13 protein-coding genes and 1 pseudogene are annotated in these 16,650 nt (G+C 69.4%); 5 read left to right on the forward strand and 9 right to left on the reverse strand.

What is annotated here, in order from left to right:
• On the reverse strand, positions 1 to 2,055 hold the full coding sequence (locus tag ACFV6V_RS23610; RefSeq protein WP_385568293.1) for a phosphocholine-specific phospholipase C: 2,055 nt from the start codon (positions 2,053 to 2,055) through the stop codon (positions 1 to 3).
• Positions 2,056 to 2,252: 197 nt separating this feature from the next.
• Between ACFV6V_RS23610 and ACFV6V_RS23615 the strand changes: the two genes are divergently transcribed.
• The gene (locus ACFV6V_RS23615; protein WP_385568296.1) at positions 2,253 to 3,380 is read left to right on the forward strand and encodes a PP2C family protein-serine/threonine phosphatase; all 1,128 of its coding nucleotides are present in this window, start codon (positions 2,253 to 2,255) and stop codon (positions 3,378 to 3,380) included.
• A 41-nt stretch (positions 3,381 to 3,421) separates the two neighbouring features.
• Here ACFV6V_RS23615 and ACFV6V_RS23620 read toward each other — a convergent pair.
• The 4 genes and pseudogenes from ACFV6V_RS23620 to ACFV6V_RS23635 all read right to left on the reverse strand — a co-directional run bounded on the left by ACFV6V_RS23620 (position 3,422) and on the right by ACFV6V_RS23635 (position 6,094).
• Positions 3,422 to 4,100 (reverse strand): annotated as a pseudogene (locus ACFV6V_RS23620) (class I SAM-dependent methyltransferase).
• Positions 4,101 to 4,271: 171 nt separating this feature from the next.
• Positions 4,272 to 4,733, reverse strand: a complete 462-nt coding sequence (locus ACFV6V_RS23625; RefSeq protein ID WP_385568298.1) for an STAS domain-containing protein — start codon at positions 4,731 to 4,733, stop codon at positions 4,272 to 4,274.
• Positions 4,734 to 4,889: 156 nt separating this feature from the next.
• Positions 4,890 to 5,345, reverse strand: a complete 456-nt coding sequence (locus ACFV6V_RS23630) for an ATP-binding protein (protein ID WP_385568301.1) — start codon at positions 5,343 to 5,345, stop codon at positions 4,890 to 4,892.
• Between the two features lie 209 nt (positions 5,346 to 5,554).
• Complete coding sequence (locus ACFV6V_RS23635; RefSeq protein WP_385568304.1) at positions 5,555 to 6,094, reverse strand: hypothetical protein; 540 nt, start codon at positions 6,092 to 6,094, stop codon at positions 5,555 to 5,557.
• A 392-nt stretch (positions 6,095 to 6,486) separates the two neighbouring features.
• Here ACFV6V_RS23635 and ACFV6V_RS23640 point away from each other — a divergent pair, with 392 nt between their 5' ends.
• From ACFV6V_RS23640 to ACFV6V_RS23650, 3 genes are read left to right on the forward strand one after another with little or no spacing between them, the layout of a single operon-like run.
• Positions 6,487 to 7,689, forward strand: coding sequence for a PP2C family protein-serine/threonine phosphatase (locus ACFV6V_RS23640; protein WP_385568389.1), 1,203 nt, complete (start codon positions 6,487 to 6,489; stop codon positions 7,687 to 7,689).
• A complete protein-coding gene (locus tag ACFV6V_RS23645) occupies positions 7,671 to 9,389 on the forward strand; it encodes an ATP-binding protein (protein WP_385568307.1) in 1,719 nt (572 codons plus the stop codon). Before ACFV6V_RS23640 ends, ACFV6V_RS23645 begins: the two co-directional genes overlap by 19 nt.
• On the forward strand, positions 9,386 to 9,826 hold the full coding sequence (locus tag ACFV6V_RS23650; protein ID WP_385568310.1) for a response regulator: 441 nt from the start codon (positions 9,386 to 9,388) through the stop codon (positions 9,824 to 9,826). The genes ACFV6V_RS23645 and ACFV6V_RS23650 overlap by 4 nt, the downstream gene beginning before the upstream one ends.
• On the opposite strand, the gene ACFV6V_RS23655 is transcribed toward ACFV6V_RS23650, so the two are convergent.
• The 4 genes from ACFV6V_RS23655 to ACFV6V_RS23670 form a co-directional block, all read right to left on the reverse strand.
• Entirely contained in the window at positions 9,798 to 10,322 is a 525-nt protein-coding gene (locus ACFV6V_RS23655) for a MarR family winged helix-turn-helix transcriptional regulator (RefSeq protein ID WP_385568311.1), read from the reverse strand. The two genes, ACFV6V_RS23650 and ACFV6V_RS23655, sit on opposite strands and share 29 nt — an antisense overlap.
• Positions 10,323 to 10,439: 117 nt before the next feature.
• A complete protein-coding gene (locus ACFV6V_RS23660) occupies positions 10,440 to 11,336 on the reverse strand; it encodes an RNA polymerase sigma factor SigF (protein WP_385568314.1) in 897 nt (298 codons plus the stop codon).
• A 43-nt stretch (positions 11,337 to 11,379) separates the two neighbouring features.
• Positions 11,380 to 12,075: a TetR/AcrR family transcriptional regulator gene (locus ACFV6V_RS23665; RefSeq protein ID WP_385568316.1), complete on the reverse strand. Its 696-nt coding sequence runs from the start codon at positions 12,073 to 12,075 to the stop codon at positions 11,380 to 11,382.
• Positions 12,076 to 12,132: 57 nt separating this feature from the next.
• Positions 12,133 to 14,190: a discoidin domain-containing protein gene (locus tag ACFV6V_RS23670; RefSeq protein ID WP_385568318.1), complete on the reverse strand. Its 2,058-nt coding sequence runs from the start codon at positions 14,188 to 14,190 to the stop codon at positions 12,133 to 12,135.
• 356 nt (positions 14,191 to 14,546) lie between these two features.
• Between ACFV6V_RS23670 and ACFV6V_RS23675 the strand changes: the two genes are divergently transcribed.
• Positions 14,547 to 16,625, forward strand: a complete 2,079-nt coding sequence (locus ACFV6V_RS23675) for a SpoIIE family protein phosphatase (RefSeq protein WP_385568321.1) — start codon at positions 14,547 to 14,549, stop codon at positions 16,623 to 16,625.
• Positions 16,626 to 16,650: the final 25 nt, after the last annotated feature.

Consider the following 16,650-nt stretch of genomic DNA (forward strand, 5'->3'; position numbering starts at 1 on the left):
TCAGACAGTGAGGATGCCGGGGTCCGAGAGACCCGCCGAGCCGGTCTCGACATGGCCAGCGAGGCGGCGCAGGAAGTCGGCCTGACCCGCGGCGGTGACCGTCACGTCGTACCAGTTGCGGCAGCGGCTCAGATCGACACTGTGCCGCACGGCCGAGCCCGCGCGCACCGTGAGGGTGCGCGAGACGCCGTCGTAGGCGTTGGTGATCGTCAGACGGGCGTCCGAGACAGCGGAGTTGGTGAGGGTCAGTTCGAGGTTGCCGGTGGTGTTGTGCCGGGCGGTCACCTCGGGCCCCGCGCTCTTGCCGGGGTTGCGGAAGCGGCGCAGGAAGCCGTTCGGGCCGTGCACGGTCAGGTCGGTGACGCCCTTCGAGTAGCGCGTGTTCCACCTGTCGGCGACCGACTTCCCGGCTTCGGCGGTGTACGTCCAGGGCGCGTCGGTGCGGTTGGCGGAGGTGACGTGGAACTGGGCTCCCGCGGCCGGCCCGCCGCTGAAGGTGAGCCGGTACGTGCCCGCTGCGGTGTCCGCGGCACCGTCCACGTACGGCGCGTACCTCAGCGGACGGGTGGGCTTGCTGCCCCGCTCCTGGCGGGGCATGGTGCCGACGGCCGGAGCGGTGGGGCGGTAGTCGGAGTGGCGCTCGCGGTCGGGTGGGAAGTAGGCGTCGGTCGGGGGCAGTTCAGCCGGACCGGTCTCCGTGCGTGCGAAGTCGAAGGCGGACGTCAGATCGCCGCAGACGGCACGCCGCCAGGGGGAGATGTTGGGCTCGCGCACCCCGAAGCGGCGCTCCATGAAGCGGATGACGGAGGTGTGGTCGAAGGTCTCGGAGCAGGTGAAGCCGCCGGTGCTCCAGGGGGAGACGACCAGCATCGGCACCCGGGGGCCGAGCCCGTACGGTCCGGCGGTGAATCCGGAGCCGCCGGGGTGGTGGTCGAGCGCCGTCGGTGTGGTGGACAGTCCCTGGTCGGGCCCGGAGGGCGCGTACGGCGGCACGACGTGGTCGAAGAAGCCGTCGTTCTCGTCGTAGGTGATGAACAGGGCGGTACGCGCCCATACGTCGGGGTTCGAGGTCAGCGCGTCCAGGACCTGCGAGATGTACCAGGCGCCGTAGTTGGACGGCCAGTTGGAGTGCTCGGAGAAGGCCTCGGGGGCCGCGATCCAGGAGACCTCGGGCAGCCGGCCCGCCTGGACGTCGGCGCGCAGGAGGTCGAAGTACCCGTCGCCGTTCTTGGCGTCGGTGCCGGTGCGTGCCTTGTCGTACAGCGGGTCACCGGGCCGTGCGTTGCGGTACGAGTTGAAGTACAGCAGGGAGTTGTCGCCGTAGTTGCCGCGGTAGGCGTCCTCGATCCAGCCCCAGGACCCCGCGGCGTCCAGACCGTCGCCGGTGTCCTGGTAGATCCTCCAGGAGACTCCGGCCGCCTCCAGGCGCTCGGGGTACGTGGTCCAGCCGTATCCGGCCTCGGCGTTGTTGAGGACCGGACCGCCTCCGGTGCCGTCGTTGCCGGTGTGGCCCGTCCACAGGTAGTAGCGGTTCGGGTCCGTGGAACCGATGACGGAGCAGTGGTACGCGTCGCAGAGGGTGAAGGCATCGGCGAGCGCGTAGTGGAAGGGGATGTCCTCACGGGTCAGATACGCCATGGTGGTGGCGGTCTTCGCCGGCACCCACTGGTCGTAGCGGCCCTTGTTGAAGGCCTTCTGGCCGCCTTCCCAGTCGTGGTTGAGCCCCTGGAGGAACTCCATGCCGAGGTCGTCCCCGGGAGGACGGAAGGGCAGGGTCTCCTTCTTGCCGTCCGACTGGTGCCAGACCGGCTTTCCGTTCGGCAGGGTGACCGGGCGGGGGTCGCCGAAGCCCCGGACGCCCCTCATCGCTCCGAAGTAGTGATCGAAGGAACGATTCTCTTGCATGAGCACCACGATGTGCTCGACATCCTGGATGGTGCCCGTGCCTCCCTGGGCGGGGATGGCGGCTGCCCGGGCGATGCTCTGGGAGAGCAAGGTGACGGCGGCGGTGCCACCGGCGAGCTGGAAGAAGCGACGGCGGTTGAGATCGGCCATGGGGGATTGACCTCCGCTGGTGAGGGGCCCGGAATCTGCGCCCCCCAGGACAGCGGCTGCGGGGCACCGGGCGGCGGACGCCGGATGGCCGACCGGGGTACGGCGGGCGAATGCCTCGTGCGATGGGTGACGAGCGCTCGCGTCCGCTGTGACCGCGAGGAGTGGAAGTGTGCGCCCGGAGCAGGCAGGCTGATGGCATGCGGTCGGTCTTCCGCTCATCCGTGCGACCAGATGCGGGCGGTCACCACCGGGTCGTCTGGGTGCTCGCGCAGTGTCTGCCCTTCGCGATCGCGGTCCTGGTGGTGGTCATCGAGCTCACGCCCCTGCATGTCGTGTACACGGGCCCCCTGCTCACCGCGACACCGGCACTGGCAGCGGTGACGATGGGCCCCAGGGGCACCATGGCGGCGGCGGGCTTCGCCCTGGTCGTCAGCGTGATCACCGCCACCTACAACCAGGCCTGGGGCACGCAGCAGGTCTACACCAACATCCTCGCGCTGCTGCTGGTGTCCGTGGCCAGCATCACGACCAGCAGAGCCGCGCGTACACGTAGCGAGAACGCACTCAACCAGATCCGCAGGATCGCCGTCGCCGCACAGGAGGTGCTGCTGCGACCGGTACCCGCCCGGATCGGTCCGCTGCGCGCGAGCAGCATGTATCTCGCCGCCGAGACCGGGGCGCAGATCGGCGGGGATCTCTACGAGGCCGTGGAGACCCGCTACGGGGTAAGGCTGATCGTCGGTGACGTCCGAGGCAAGGGCCTTCCCGCTGTCCGCGCCGCCGCGGCCGTGCTGGGTGCCTTCCGGGAGGCGGTCCACTACCAGGAGGACCTGGTGGACGTCATGGACCACTGCGCGGCGGCCCTGGAACGGGAGCGCTGGTCGCCGGGCGTGGACCCGGACGCCCGGGTGGAGGGGTTTGTCACGGCACTGGTGGTCCAGGTCCCACGGGAGTCGGTGATCGAGGTCGTCAACCGGGGCCATCCGCCCCCGCTGGTGCTGCACCACGGCAGGGCGGAGGCCCTGATGCCGGCGAGCCCCCTCCCGCCACTCGGTCTCGAGGAGCTCATGACCCGTCCCTCGAAGGGCAAGGCGGAGTCCTATCCGTTCAGCCCCGGAGACCGTCTGCTGCTGCACACCGATGGAGTGATCGAGGCCCGCAACAGCGACGACGACTTCTTCGTGCTGCCCGATGCCATGGAAGCGGTGCGGGGCAGCAGTCCCGAGGAGTTTCTGGAGGAGCTCCACCAGGCGCTGCTGCGACACACCTCGGGCTGCCTCGCCGACGATGTCGCGATGGTGATCATCGAGAGGGTCGAGCGCTGAGAACGACCGGTCCCGGCGGGGAGTCCACCCTCGCGGGCGTGTCAGTCCTTGCTGAACAGCGCGGTCCACAGGAAGGCCTCGCCCAAGTACCGGGACCCGGCAGGCTCGTGACACATGCGGCGCAGCTCCACCTCGGTGAGCCCGGAGAAGATCCCGCGCAGTGACGCCGGTGTGTGGGCGAGCCCGCCGTGCAGTCGGGACTGCCGGTAGACGTCCGCATCGGACAGCTCGGAGCCCATCGCTCCGGCGGCGAAGCATGTCAGTGCGAAACGGCCGCCCGGCGCGAGCACTTCGTCCAGCAGGGACAGACAGCTGATGCGCCGATGGGTGCGAGGAAGCAGCCCGAGTCGCAGACCAGGTCATATATGGGCCGCCCCAGCCGGTCCCGGTCAGCTCGAAGGCACTGCCGCGGCGGAATCTGACGTCCGCGGCAGCCCGGGCTCGTCCCTCGGTCCAGGCGATCGCGGTGGAGGAGAGGGCGATGGCGTCCACCTGGAAGCCCTGCGAGGCCAGATGGATCGCGTTGCGTCCCGGGCCGCAGCCCAGGTCGAGGGCGCGGCCCGGGACGATCAGACCCCGGTCGATGGAGGAGGCCAGATTCTCGTCCGGCTTGGCGACGAAGAAGGGCACTGGCTTGGAACGGTCGGCGTGGAACTCGTCCCACCAGGTCGACGCCCGGTCCCTCCATCGGTCGGCGTCGGCTGCGAACAAGCCGTCCATCAGGTCGAGCACATCGCCGATCCCATATGGACCGGTCCAGAGGCTCCCCTCTCCCTGCCGGAAACGTACCGTCGGACCAGGAGAAAGCCCAGCTCAGACGGTATGCGGCAAAGCACTGGACGGGCGTCGGCGGGGCTCTCGCGCCTCGGGCGGGCCAAGGCGCGATCCTGCTCAAAGGTCTGCTGGCGCCCGCTCCGAACGCTGTCGCAGCAGTGCTCCGGGCGACTCCCGACCCGGCTTTCCGACCGGATCCGGACGGTGCTGCGTCTCGTGGGACCGGACGGCAGCCAGGGCCGCGTCCGTATCCGCGTGGACGGCCGTGGTCAGGCTGAGGCCCGTGATGTCGAAGAGCTTGCGCACCAGCGGGGTCGGAGCCGAGATATGGACGTCACCACCGGCTGCCCGGGCCTCCCGGGTGGTCCTGATCATGACGTTGAGCCCCGAGGAGTCCATGAAATCCAGGGCGGACAGGTCCAGCACGAGATGCCGGCGACCGTGCAGGAACTGATTGGCGAAGTGGTGATGAAGCAGGGTCGCCGTGTCCACGTCCAGCTCGCCGCGGATCCGGACGATCGCCGTGGCGGCGTCGTGGATCTCGACCTCGACGTCCAGGTTCTGTTCTCGCTGGGACATGAGCCTCCGCTTTCGCATGATTCATTTCCGGGGCCTGAACACGTGGCCACCGGGGCGTGACGGCGCCTCGACCGCCGCTGGTCGGCGTCTGCCCCCGATCCGCTCCGGTACACGTCAGAGGCGGCTGCGCACGACGTGTGCCAGAGCGGATCGCGGTCATATCAGGCCTACGAGGACCTGGATCGTCTTGCCGCCCCGCAGTGGAGTGATGGTGATGTCCCGGCACAGCCGCTGGATCAGGGGCCAGCCATGGCCGCCGGGCAGCGTGCCGTAGGAGTCGTTCGTGCGGGACACGGTCGCAGGTCGCACGCGGCTGCGGTCGGTCACCTGGAGGCGCAGGCCCTCCCGGGTGATGCGCGCGGCGAAGCGCGTCACACCGCCACCGTGCAGGATGGCGTTGGTCACCAGCTCGGAGGTCACCAGAAGCGCGTCCGCGAGACGGCTCTCCTCGATGCGGCGGGCGGATCCGCCCGCCGCGCCGGCTCCGGAGTCTCCGGTGCCGAGTCGCTCGCTCAACAGCCCTCGTACGGTGGCCCGGGCTTCGGCCGCGCTCCCGGGGCGGGACCACTCAGGGTTCCCCGTGGCAGCTGCTGCGATCTCGGATGTAGTCATGTGCGCGATCTCCCCGTTCGGCCTTACGGAGCCCCCTACGGCCTCTTGTGCCCCAAGCGGCGCTCGGCACACCGGCCTTGTGTACGCCGTCATGGAGCGGTCCATGAGGGCACCCGGGGCGGTCGGACGCGTCCCGGCCGTCCTGTGCGCCGGCAACGGGGTCCGCGTGGGACGTGAGAGCGAACGCCCCGAGCGGGGCGGATGGGATGTCATGTCTGGCCGCTCTGGCCGGTGCGGGGCACGGACATCGGGCGCTGGGCCCGGCCGCGGCGTGCCGCGGCAGCGAGCGCCCGGTCCTGAGCCGTCACCGCGACCAGCTCTTCGAAGAGCGCACGGCCCCCGACCAGTGCCTGACGCAGGGACTCGGCATCCGCCTGCCCCGATGCCGCCTCCCCGCAGGCCCGGTGCAGCTGTAGCGCACCCTGTGCCCGTTCGGGGAAGACCGCGGCCACGGCGCGGAATCGCTCCTCACGCGGCCCGGCGGGGAAGCCGCGTGCGACGGTCAGCTGGTCCAGCAGCTCGGCGGCCTTGGTCACCGCCGCTGCGGGGGAGTCCACGAACCGTTCCTGAAGTCCGGCCCACAGGGCCACATACTGGTCCCGCTCGAGATCACCCAGCGGTTTCATCCTCAGCCGGCCGAACCGGCGTTGCGGGCGGCTGGTGTCGTTCCACCTCACCGGCCGCGCCAGCACAAGGGCGACGGTGAGCACAACCGCCACCCCGAGGATGGCGAGCGCACTGACGGACATGGCTCACTCCTTTCACGGGGATCGTCACTCCCGTAGGGTCACTGTGACACCGGGTTACCGGATCACCGACCGGTAAACGCGTGGGGTGACCGCATGGCAAACAAGCGGAGGAAAGGGCCCCCGAGTGGGGGACGTGCTCCGCCGAGTTGTCCCAGCCCCGCTGACGACCAGGGCTCGTCAACCGTTCTTGCCCTGGTGAGCCCCATTAGGGGGGCGTGGTGAGCGAGTGCAATTGTTGGCCTGCGGCAAGTATTCTTCTTGTCGCCCCGCCGCTCTTCGTGGCAGCCGGGGACCATCCGGGGAAGGGGACACGAGCTGTGACCAGCGCTGTCGGTGCTCAGGGTTCGGGTGCGCGGTCGCCGCGCACCTCGACGGCCCCACTGCCATCGCCCATGCCCGCGCCCGACCTCCGTGTCGAGATGGACGCCTCCTCGACGATCCTTCTGGTGGAGGACGACGACGGTGACGCGCTTCTCGTGGAGGAGACGCTGCGGGACGGTGACCTGACGGTACGTCTGAATCGGGCCCGTTCCCTCGCCGAAGCACTGGGGATGCTGGAGCGCACCGCACGGACGCGCACCCCGTGCGTGCTGCTTGACCTGCATCTGCCGGACGCCCGGGGCCTCGACGTCGTCCAGCAGGTGCTGGCGACCGCTCCGGACGCCGCCGTCGTGGTGCTCACCGGCCTCGCGGAGGAGGGCGTGGGCCTGTCCGCGGTCGCGGCCGGGGCTCAGGACTACCTGATGAAGGGGTCCCTGGACCCCATGGTCCTGGCCCGGTCCATCCGCTACGCCGTCCAGCGCCGCCAGATCGAGCAGGCCGCGGTCGCCCTCGAAGCCAGCCGGATGCAGGCACGGGAGAACGCGCGTCTGGAGCGCGGGCTGCTGCCGTCCCCGCTGCTGGAGGGCGGCTCGGTGAAGGTCTACTCCCGCTATGAGCCGAGCCGGGCCAGCGGGCTGCTCAGCGGCGACTTCTTCGACGTCGTCGAGAAGGCGGACGGGACAGTCCACGCCGTCATTGGTGATGTCTCGGGCCACGGGCCCGACGAGGCGGCACTCGGTGTGTGCCTGCGCGTGGCCTGGCGGTCGTTCACTCTTGCCGGTGTTACGGGCACCACCGTGTGCCGGCTGATGCAACGGGTCCTGGTGGCCGAGCGTACGGGTACGGAGATCTTCGCCACGGTGACCACCGTCGAACTGCCGCCCGGGCTGACCAAGGCGAAGGTGGTACGGGCCGGCCACCCCCCACTCATGCTCCGGCAGAACGCCGAGGTCCGCATGGCCGAGACCACGGTGGGCCCCGCTCTGGGCATGCTGCCCGACGGGGCCTTCGACTGGCACGAGGACGTGTTGGACCTCCCCCCGGACGGCGCGCTCGCGCTCTTCACCGACGGCCTGTTCGAAGGCCGGATCAGCACCGACGGCCGACGGCTGGGGGAGGAGGGACTGCTCGCCCTGGCATCGGCCTGCGCGGACCGTGGGGCCGAGGAGTTCGTCTCCGCGGTGATGTCCGAAACGAGGGCGCTGTCGGCCGACCACGGAGGCCACGGTGACGACGTGGCGCTCCTGTACCTCGAATGGAGCAGGCAGAAGTGACCACCGGCCACAACGAGGCTCCACCGCACCGCGGCACAGAACCCTCCGGGCGCACCAAAGCCGCCCGGCTGACCGTGACGCAGTGGTTCTGGCTCGCGTTCACCGCCGTGCTGGTCGGCGTGTCCGGTTTCGCCTTCGTGGGAGCGCAACTGCTCTCCGAGAACGCCGCGAAGTCCGATGAACTCGTCGACCGCATCCAGCCCTCACGGGTCGATGCCTACCGGTTCCAGAAGGCACTCATCGACCAGGAGACGGGCATACGCGGATACGCGCTCTCCCGTGACTCCCGCTGGCTGGACCCCTATACACAGGGACAGCGGGACGCCGCGTCCGCCGACCGCGCCCTCCGCTCCGGGCTGGCGGACGACGACTCCCGGGTGCTCGCCTCGCTGAGCCATGTGGAGCGTCTGGCGGATGCCTGGCGCAGCGGCTACGCCGTCCCCCTCGTCGCACGCGTCCGCGAGGGCGGCTCGGTGACCAGCGCATCCGAAGAGCTCAGGGCCAGCAAGACCGCGTTCGACCGGCTGCGCGCCGGATTCGACACGCTCAACGCGGATCTGCTCGCCGACCGCAACGCGGCACGGTCCGACATGCACCGCACCCGCGCCGCCCACAACTGGCTCTTCGCCGGAATGCTGGGCGCGTTCGTGGTGATCGCCCTCGGTCTCGCCGTACTGCTGCACAAGGCGGTGGCCCGCCCGCTCACCTCGCTGCGCCTGGCGTCCCAGCGGGTCGCCGACGGTGACTTCGACCGGCGAATCGAACCCACCGGACCCGCCGACATCCGGCACCTCGCCGACGTGGTGGAGTCCATGCGGCGCCGGGTGATCACCGCGCTCGGCGAGTCCCGGACCCGTGCGGACCTGCTGGCCCAGCGCACCGCTGAACTCGACGAGCAGACCGTGGAGCTGCGGCGCTCCAACGCGGAACTGGAGCAGTTCGCCTATGTGGCCTCGCACGACCTCCAGGAGCCCCTCAGGAAGGTGGCCTCCTTCTGCCAGCTGCTGGAGAAGAGGTACGGCGACCAGCTGGACGACCGGGCCAAGCAGTACATCGACTTCGCCGTCGACGGCGCCAAGCGCATGCAGATTCTCATCAACGATCTGCTGACCTACTCCCGCGTGGGCCGGGTCAACGACGCCAGGGACGAGGTCGAGCTCGACGACGCCCTGGACAAGGCGCTCGCCAACCTCGGCGCGGCCGTGGAGGAGGCGGGCGCCGTGATCGAGCGCCCTGAACACCTCGGGGCCACCACCGGTGATCCCACCCTGCTGACCATGCTGTGGCAGAACATCGTGGGCAATGCCGTGAAGTTCCGCGCCCCCGAACGCCCGCCCGTGGTCCGTATCACCGCGGAACGCGACGACGGTGGCGATCTCGCCGGCAGTGGTGAAGACAGCGCCGGCCGCGAGAGCGACGGGGCAGGCGTCTGGCGCTACCGCGTCACCGACAACGGAATCGGGATCCCCGCGGAGTTCAGCGAGAAGGTCTTCGTGATCTTCCAGCGGCTCCACGGGCGCGACGCCTACACCGGTACGGGCATAGGGCTCGCCCTCTGCAAGAAGATCGTCGAGTACCACGGCGGCCGCATCTGGATCGAAAGCGCCCACACCGGCGGCACCGAGATCCACTTCACCCTGCCCGCAGCCGAGCCCGCCACCACCCCCATCCTCAGCAGCGCCACAGGAGACCACGCATGAACGCCGCTTCCCAGCCGATCGAGGTCCTCCTGGTCGAGGACGACCCGGGCGATGAACTGATGACCCGGGAGGCCTTCGAGGACAACAAGATCGGCAACACGCTCCATGTGGTCCGGGACGGGCAGGAGGCGCTCGACTTCCTCTACCGCAGGGGTGAGCACAGCGACGCGCCCCGTCCGGACCTCATCCTCCTCGACCTCAACCTCCCCAAGTACGACGGCCGGCAGGTCCTGGAACGCATCAAGGCCGACACCGACCTCACGCATATCCCGGTCGTCGTGCTGACCACGTCGTCGGCCGAGGAGGACATCCTGCGCAGCTACCGGCTCCACGCCAGCGCCTATGTGACCAAGCCGGTGGACCTGGAACAGTTCATCGCGGCCATCAGGAAGATCGACGACTTCTTCGTCACGGTCGTGCGTCTGCCACGTCCCTGATCCTGAGCGGCGATCCCTGCCCGCCCCCCGCACGCTGCTGCCTCCGATCCAGTGCATCGCGGAAGCCGGTGAGGCCTTCGAGTAGGGCGGCACGGGCAGCGGGGTCCATGGCGTCGATGGCGCTCAGCAGGGCCTCCTCGCGCTGCGCCCGTACATCGCGCAGATACGCCTTCGCCCGGGCGGTCAGATGCAGGGTGAGCTCTCTGCGGCTCACCCGGCTCCGGGTGCGTTCCACGAATCCCATGGTCTCGAGGCGGTCGCACAGGCGGCTCACGGATGACGGCGCCGCTCCGAGCAGCTCGCCCAGAGCGCGGAGATTGGTGCCTTCGGCCCGCTCGATGCCGTAGAGCACACGCCGCTGGGAAGCGGACACCGGAGTCGGTGCGACGCTCTCACAACCCCGTTCCCAGAGGACTTCGAGCAGCTCGACGACCTCCCCCGCGGCTCGGGGAGCCTCGTGTGACCGGTGTCGGGAGGGAGTGGGCTCCGTGTGCATATTTTGGGACACTCCGAATCGGCCATGTCTTCCGCATGGCAACTGTATCCCTACCGCCGTGCCCGGTCCGTGGCTTGTTCGCCACGCACCGGGCACGCGCTCCAGGCTCTGTCCGGATCAGGCGGCGGTTTCGAGGAGACCCTTGCGCAGTCGCTTGATGATGCGGTTGAGCAGACGGGAGACATGCATCTGGGAGATGTCCAGCTGTTCGCCGATCTGGGCCTGGGTGAGCTCCATGACGAAGCGCATGTGCAGAATGCGGCGGTCACGGTCGTCCAGCTGGGCGATCAGCGGGGCGAGGGAGTGGAAGTCCTCGATGAGCTCCAGGGCCCGCTCTTCCTCGCCGATGAAGTCGGCCAGTGCCGCCTCGCTGTCCTGAGCGGCGTCGCCGGAGAGCGCGGCGTCCAGCGAAGCGGAGTTGTAGGCGTTGGACGCCTTGCGCGCCTCGATGACCTCTTCCTCCGTCAGGGACATGAGCTCGGACAGCTCACGCACGGTGGGGGTGCGGCCGAGGCGGCTGCGCAGTTCCTCGGTGGCCTTGGCCAGCTCGACCCTGGCTTCCTGGAGCCTCCGCGGGACGTGCACGGCCCAGCTGGTGTCGCGGAAGAACCGCTTGATCTCGCCGACGATGCAGGGCACGGCGAAGGTGGTGAACTCCACCTCGCGGGACACGTCGAACCGGTCGATGGCCTTGATGAGGCCGATCGTGCCGACCTGCACGATGTCCTCCATCTCGTCCGCGCCCCGGCTGCGGAACCGGCCCGCGGCATAGCGGACCAGGGACAGGTTCATCTCGATCAGCGTGTTGCGCACGTACTGGTACTCGTGCGTGCCTTCCTCCAACACCGCCAGACGGGCGAAGAACTGGCGGGAGAGCTCCCGTGCGTCCTGGGGAGACACCAGCAGGGGAGCCTCGGGCCGGTCGAGCGATTCGAGAAGGTCGTGGCTGTGCGTGCCAGCCGCCACCGCCGTCGTGCCATCTGCCGTGGTGATCGCTGCGCTCACGGTCGCCATACCCTTCACCTCTGTCTTCCGATCCGTCACCCGTGGGGGTCGCTTACCCCCGATCACGCATCGCATTCCCGGAAATTGCTCCGGTTGGCCCGGAAGCCGTCCGGCCCCCTTCCGGCTCTCGGCCGGGCTCCCCGCTCACGAGGTGGACCACCTGGTCGGCGACCGTCTCGAGGATGTCCGCGGCGGTGCCGGCCGTGCCATCGGCCTGCTCGTCCCCGAGGACCAGGAAGTTGAGGGTCAGTCCGTCCGTCATGACGGCCAGATAGCGTGCCAGCACCGGCACCGGTACGCGGGGTTCGAACCCCATGCTCGCGCGGAGCTGCTGGATGAGTTCGGTGTACGTGGCGGAGTACATGGCGTACTGCCGCCGTGCGAGGTGCTCGAACCCCGGCTGGCGCAGGGCGTACTGCGTCAGCTCGTAGGTGAGCATGTGCTCGCCCGGGTTGGCGGACACATGGTCCCAGTAGGCCCGGAACCCGGAGAGGATGGTCTCCCGGAGGGTGGCCCTGGGCTGGATGGCCTCCTTCACCACCGCCAGATAGTGGTCGGTGATGGTCGTGATCACGGATTCGAGCAGGGCCTGCTTGGAGTCGAAGCAGTAGTGGAAGACGCTCAGCGAAACGCCCGCTTCGGCCGCGATGGAGCGGGTGGTGGTCCGGGCGACGCCGTCGCGCGTCATCGCCCGGATCGCCGCTTCTATCAGTTGTCGTCTGCGCTCGGCCGACGGCATCCGTGCCATGGGGTTCCGGTCCTTCCCGCCCGGGCTCCCGGTACCCGGGAGCCCGGGCGGGTGCCCTCAGGCGCTGTAGATCCCCACCTCATGCAGGGAGTAGCCCCACTTGGTGCCTCGCTCCTGTCCCAGGATCCGCACATAGCGGGCGGTCGTCCCCGCGAACTGCGCCGTGTCCAGACCCCCGTCACCCGTGGCCGTGGACCAGACCGACCGCCAGTCGCTGCCGTCGCCGGACACCTCGATGCGGTAGGCCTTGCCGTACGCGCGTTCCCATTCGAGGGTGACCCGCTTGATCAGACTCGGCGTGCCGAGGTCGATCCGGAGCCACTGGCCGTCACTCCAGTCGCTCGCCCAGCGGGTCCTCGCCTGGCCGTCCACGGCCCGGTCGGGAGCGTAGCTCGTGAACAGGTTCCACTCGGACGAACTGGCGGACGCCGACGAGCCCGCAGCGAGGTTCACCCCCGCCTTGTGGCTCTCGGACGCCCCCCAGGTGCGCAGATAGGACTCGGCGCCCTTGAACAGGTCGTCCAGCACATCCTGGCCGCCGATCTGCCGGATGTCCTCCAGCCAGTCCGGGACCAGGCCGTAGTGCGAGGCTCCGTCGGTATTGATGTCCCAGGTGCGTTCGCCGGTGGTCTGCTTCTCGATGACGGATCCGCCGTCGACGCTGCGGAAGGGGTAGCGCACCGGGTTCGAGGTGTCCGCCCCGCGGGGCCCCGGCCAGCCGCCGACTCCGTTCATGTCGGTCCCGTAGCCGTAGCCGACCCCGTACTTGTCGCGCAGGTCCTTCGTGCGCCGGGCCTCCGCCACGAATCCCTCGGAGCCGTTCATGTACTGGGCGATGAATCCGCCAAGGCGGTAGACCCGTTCGGTCCACCCGGCGTCCATCCAGCCGTGGGAGGAGATCACACCCGGGTACGAGCCGGATTCGGCGATGTCGAGGACCCGGCCTGCCGCCTTGACGCTCATATGGTCGATCTCGAGCATCATCTTGCGCTGCATCATCCCTCGTACGGCGTACTCACCGAGATCCGTGAGGCCCCGGGTGTTGCACTGCGCGTCCGCGGCGTACGACGGGACCTTCACCCCGGCCGGCAGCTGCTTCTCCGCCCCGGCTGCCGAGGCGAGGCCGATGGGGTTGTCATGCTGGGCGCCCGTGCACTTCTCCGTCTTCCAGAAGGTTCCGGTCGACAGGAACTGGCCCACGTTGATGGCGGTGCCCAGGGTGCCGGAGTCGAACCGCACACCGCACAGTGCGTTGTCGAACTTGTGACACAGGAACATGCTGCGGACGCCGAGGCTGTACAGCTCGTCCAGGCCGCGGTCGACGTCCTGCTTGCTGCACTGCGCGATGTCCAGGATCATCTTGCAGCCGAACGGCTCGGAGGTCTCGACCCCCAGCACCACGGCCAGCTTGCCCTGTTCGATGACCTCGCGGGCCTGTGCGGAGTCGGTGACGATCCTGAACCAGCCCTTGCCAGGGCCGCCGTACATGGTGTCGATGAACGACTGCATCTCGTACGTCTTCTGCGCCTGGAGGCGGATGGACGTCATCTCGTCGCAGCTGCGGTCCTTGAAGAAGTAGACCGAGCAGATCACGCCGTTGGTGACGAGGTCGTTGACGAGCACCCGCTGGCCGCCGCGCCAGGCGCGTTCGACCCAGGCGTAGTAGTTCTGCTGGTGGGTCAGCGAGTCATGGGCGGGCCAGTCCTTGAACGTGGGCCAGCCGTTGGGGTCGTGCTTGCCGTCGCCGCCCTTGGTGATGAAGTCGAAGATCGCGAGCGAGCCGTCGGGGTAGTGCTCGGGGCAGTCCTTGAGCGCGTCGGCGACGCCCTGCGTGGAGAAGGTCTTACCGCAGATGAGCCGGCCGCCGAAGGCCTCGTTGGACATCAGGTGGTCGTGGGCGTCGACGAAGCCGCGCACCCGGCCCTGTGCGTCCGTCCCCTTGAAGGGTTCACCCGTGACATTGATCTGGGAGTCGGGCGCTGGTCGCGCGGTCGGATCCCACCATCCCGACTGTGCGGAGGAGGCCGGGGCCGTGCCGAAGACCATGGCCATCACCGTGAGGAGTAACGAGAGGATCGCCAGGGGGCTGCGCCGGCGCTGTGGGGGTCGCGTCATGGTCATCACCCATGCCTTTTTGGGGTCAGCACGTGTCAGCACGGTCCATGACCGGTCCCGGCCCCTGGCTCGGGGGCCGGCTTGTCATGAACCATGCAAAGCGGTGCCCCGAGAATCGCGACTCCCGTCAACGGAGTCAATAGTCCGGGACGGGCGACCTGATGGCTCCAGCCTCGCTCGATCCCGGCGTAGCGATGAGTGGGCGGACGGTGACGTCTGGTGCAAAGAAATGTGCTGATTTAATCAGGACATACATATATCGGATGAATTCAGCACAATAGGGGGCGATGGGTATCCCCGCGTGGGGCGCGTCATCAGCGCTTCGCCGCCGGCAGGCAGCGGAAAGGAGTCGGCTGGTGCCATCGGTTCGACCGGGGGACGAACAGGCTCCCGGTGCGCTCCGGTCCGAGCCGGGGTCGCTGCTGGAGCATGTCTCGGTGGCCGTTTTCGGCATCGGTGAGGACGACGAGATCTGCTTCTGGGGGCCGGGCGCCCAGGACCTGTTCGGGTACGACGCGCAGACGGTGCTGACCCGGCCGGCCGGGATCCTCTTCCGCGGCGAGCCCGACGGCGACGGTGACGGCCCCCAGGCTGAGGCCGCACGGCTGGCCGAACGCGGTCGCGCGGGCTACTGGCGGGGACGGCTGCCGGCGCGCCACCGGGACGGGACCGAATTCAGCTGCGGATTCCGGGTCTTCCCGGTGGCCGGCTCATCGGGCCGCTCGGTCGTCCTCGGTCTGGCCAGCCCCAGCGCCGAACTGGACCGGGTCAAGGACAACCTGGCCTTCCTCGACGCCCTCTTCGAGGCCTGTCCCATCGGCCTGGTCATGCTCGACGACGAGCTGCGCTACATCCACCTCAACCAGGCGCTCGCCGACATGGACGGCCTCTCCATCGAGGAGCACATCGGGCGCCGGGTGGACGAGGTCATGGTCACCTCGGACGGCGGTGAGTACGAGCGGACGCTCCGCACGGTCGCCAGTGAGCAGCGGCCGGTCGTGGGCGCGCTGGTGGGACTGCGCACGGCCGGATACCCGGACCGCGATCAGGTCAGATCCATGAGCTTCTTCCCGCTCAGCGGGGCCGTCGGCACCCGCTCGGGTCTCGGCGGGCTGATGGTGGACGTGACCGACCGGGAACGGGCCATCAAAGAGGCGAGCGCCAGCCGCAGGCGCCTCGATCTCCTCGACCGCGCCGCGGCCAGCATCGGCACCACCCTGGATCTCGACGTCACCGCCCAGGAACTGGTGGACGCCGCCGTCCCCGAATTCGCCGACGCCTCCGTGGTGGAGATCGTCGAGTGGATGGACGAGAGCCTGCCCTTCCTGCCCGAGTGGCCCCTGACCACCTGCCGGATCGCCTCCGGGACCGTGCTGCCTCCGCCCGCCACCGCGGTGGTGGGCGGGCTGGACCGCATGACGTACCCGCCCGGTTCCGCCATCCACCGGATGATGTCCACCGGCCGCCCCCTCTGCGTCACCATCAACGACGAGTTCATGGCCCGGACCATCGTTCACGAGGAGCGCGCCCGGCTGCTGCGGCAGAGCGGTCTGGAGTACATCCTCATCGCTCCGCTGGCCGCCCGCGGCACGGTTCAGGGCCTCACCATGTTCGGACGCTCCGCCGCCCGCCCGGCCTTCACCGACGACGATCTCAGCCTGGCCGCCGAATTGGCGTCCCGGGCCGCGATCTGCCTGGACAACGCACGCCTCTACCGCCAGGTGCAGGACATCGCGCTCACTCTCCAGCGGGCGCTGCTCCCCAGTGCCCTGGCCGTCAGCCCGCACGTCGAGGTCGCCCACCGCTATGTCCCGGGCAGCCGTATCACCGAGGTCGGCGGTGACTGGTACGACGTGATCGGTCTGCCCGGAGGGCGGGTCGCCCTGGTCGTCGGGGACGTGATGGGCCACGGCGTGCCCGCTGCCGCGGCCATGGGGCGGCTGCACATCAGCGCCAGGGCCCTGGCCAGGCACAAGCAGGAACCGGACGAACTGCTCGCCGAGCTCGACATCTGCGCCCAGGACGCGGGCATCGAGCTGGCGACCTGCCTCTACATCGTGTACGACCCGGCGACCGGCCGCGCCAGGATCGCCAACGCGGGCCACCCCCCGCCGCTCGTCCTGCACCCCGACGGCACGGTCCATGCCATCGCCGAGGTCCTGGGCGTGCCGCTCGGGATCGGCGGCCACCCCTTCGCGACCACCGAGGTCGAGCTTCCGGACGACGCCGTCATCGCCCTGTACACGGACGGCCTCATCGAGACCCGCGGCCGGGACATCGAGGAGGGCATGACCTTGGTGAGTGCCGAACTGCGGGGGGCGTCGGGTGGGTTGGAGGACACGGTGGAGCGGATCCTCGCCCGCCTGCTGCCGCACCCGCCGGGCGATGACACGGTGCTGGTGCTCGCCCGGGTGCGCAGAGCCCGCTGCCCCTGACGTGACTGCCCGCTACTCGCGGTGC

This window comes from Streptomyces sp. NPDC059828 (assembly GCF_042731955.1).
GTDB lineage: Bacteria > Actinomycetota > Actinomycetes > Streptomycetales > Streptomycetaceae > Streptomyces.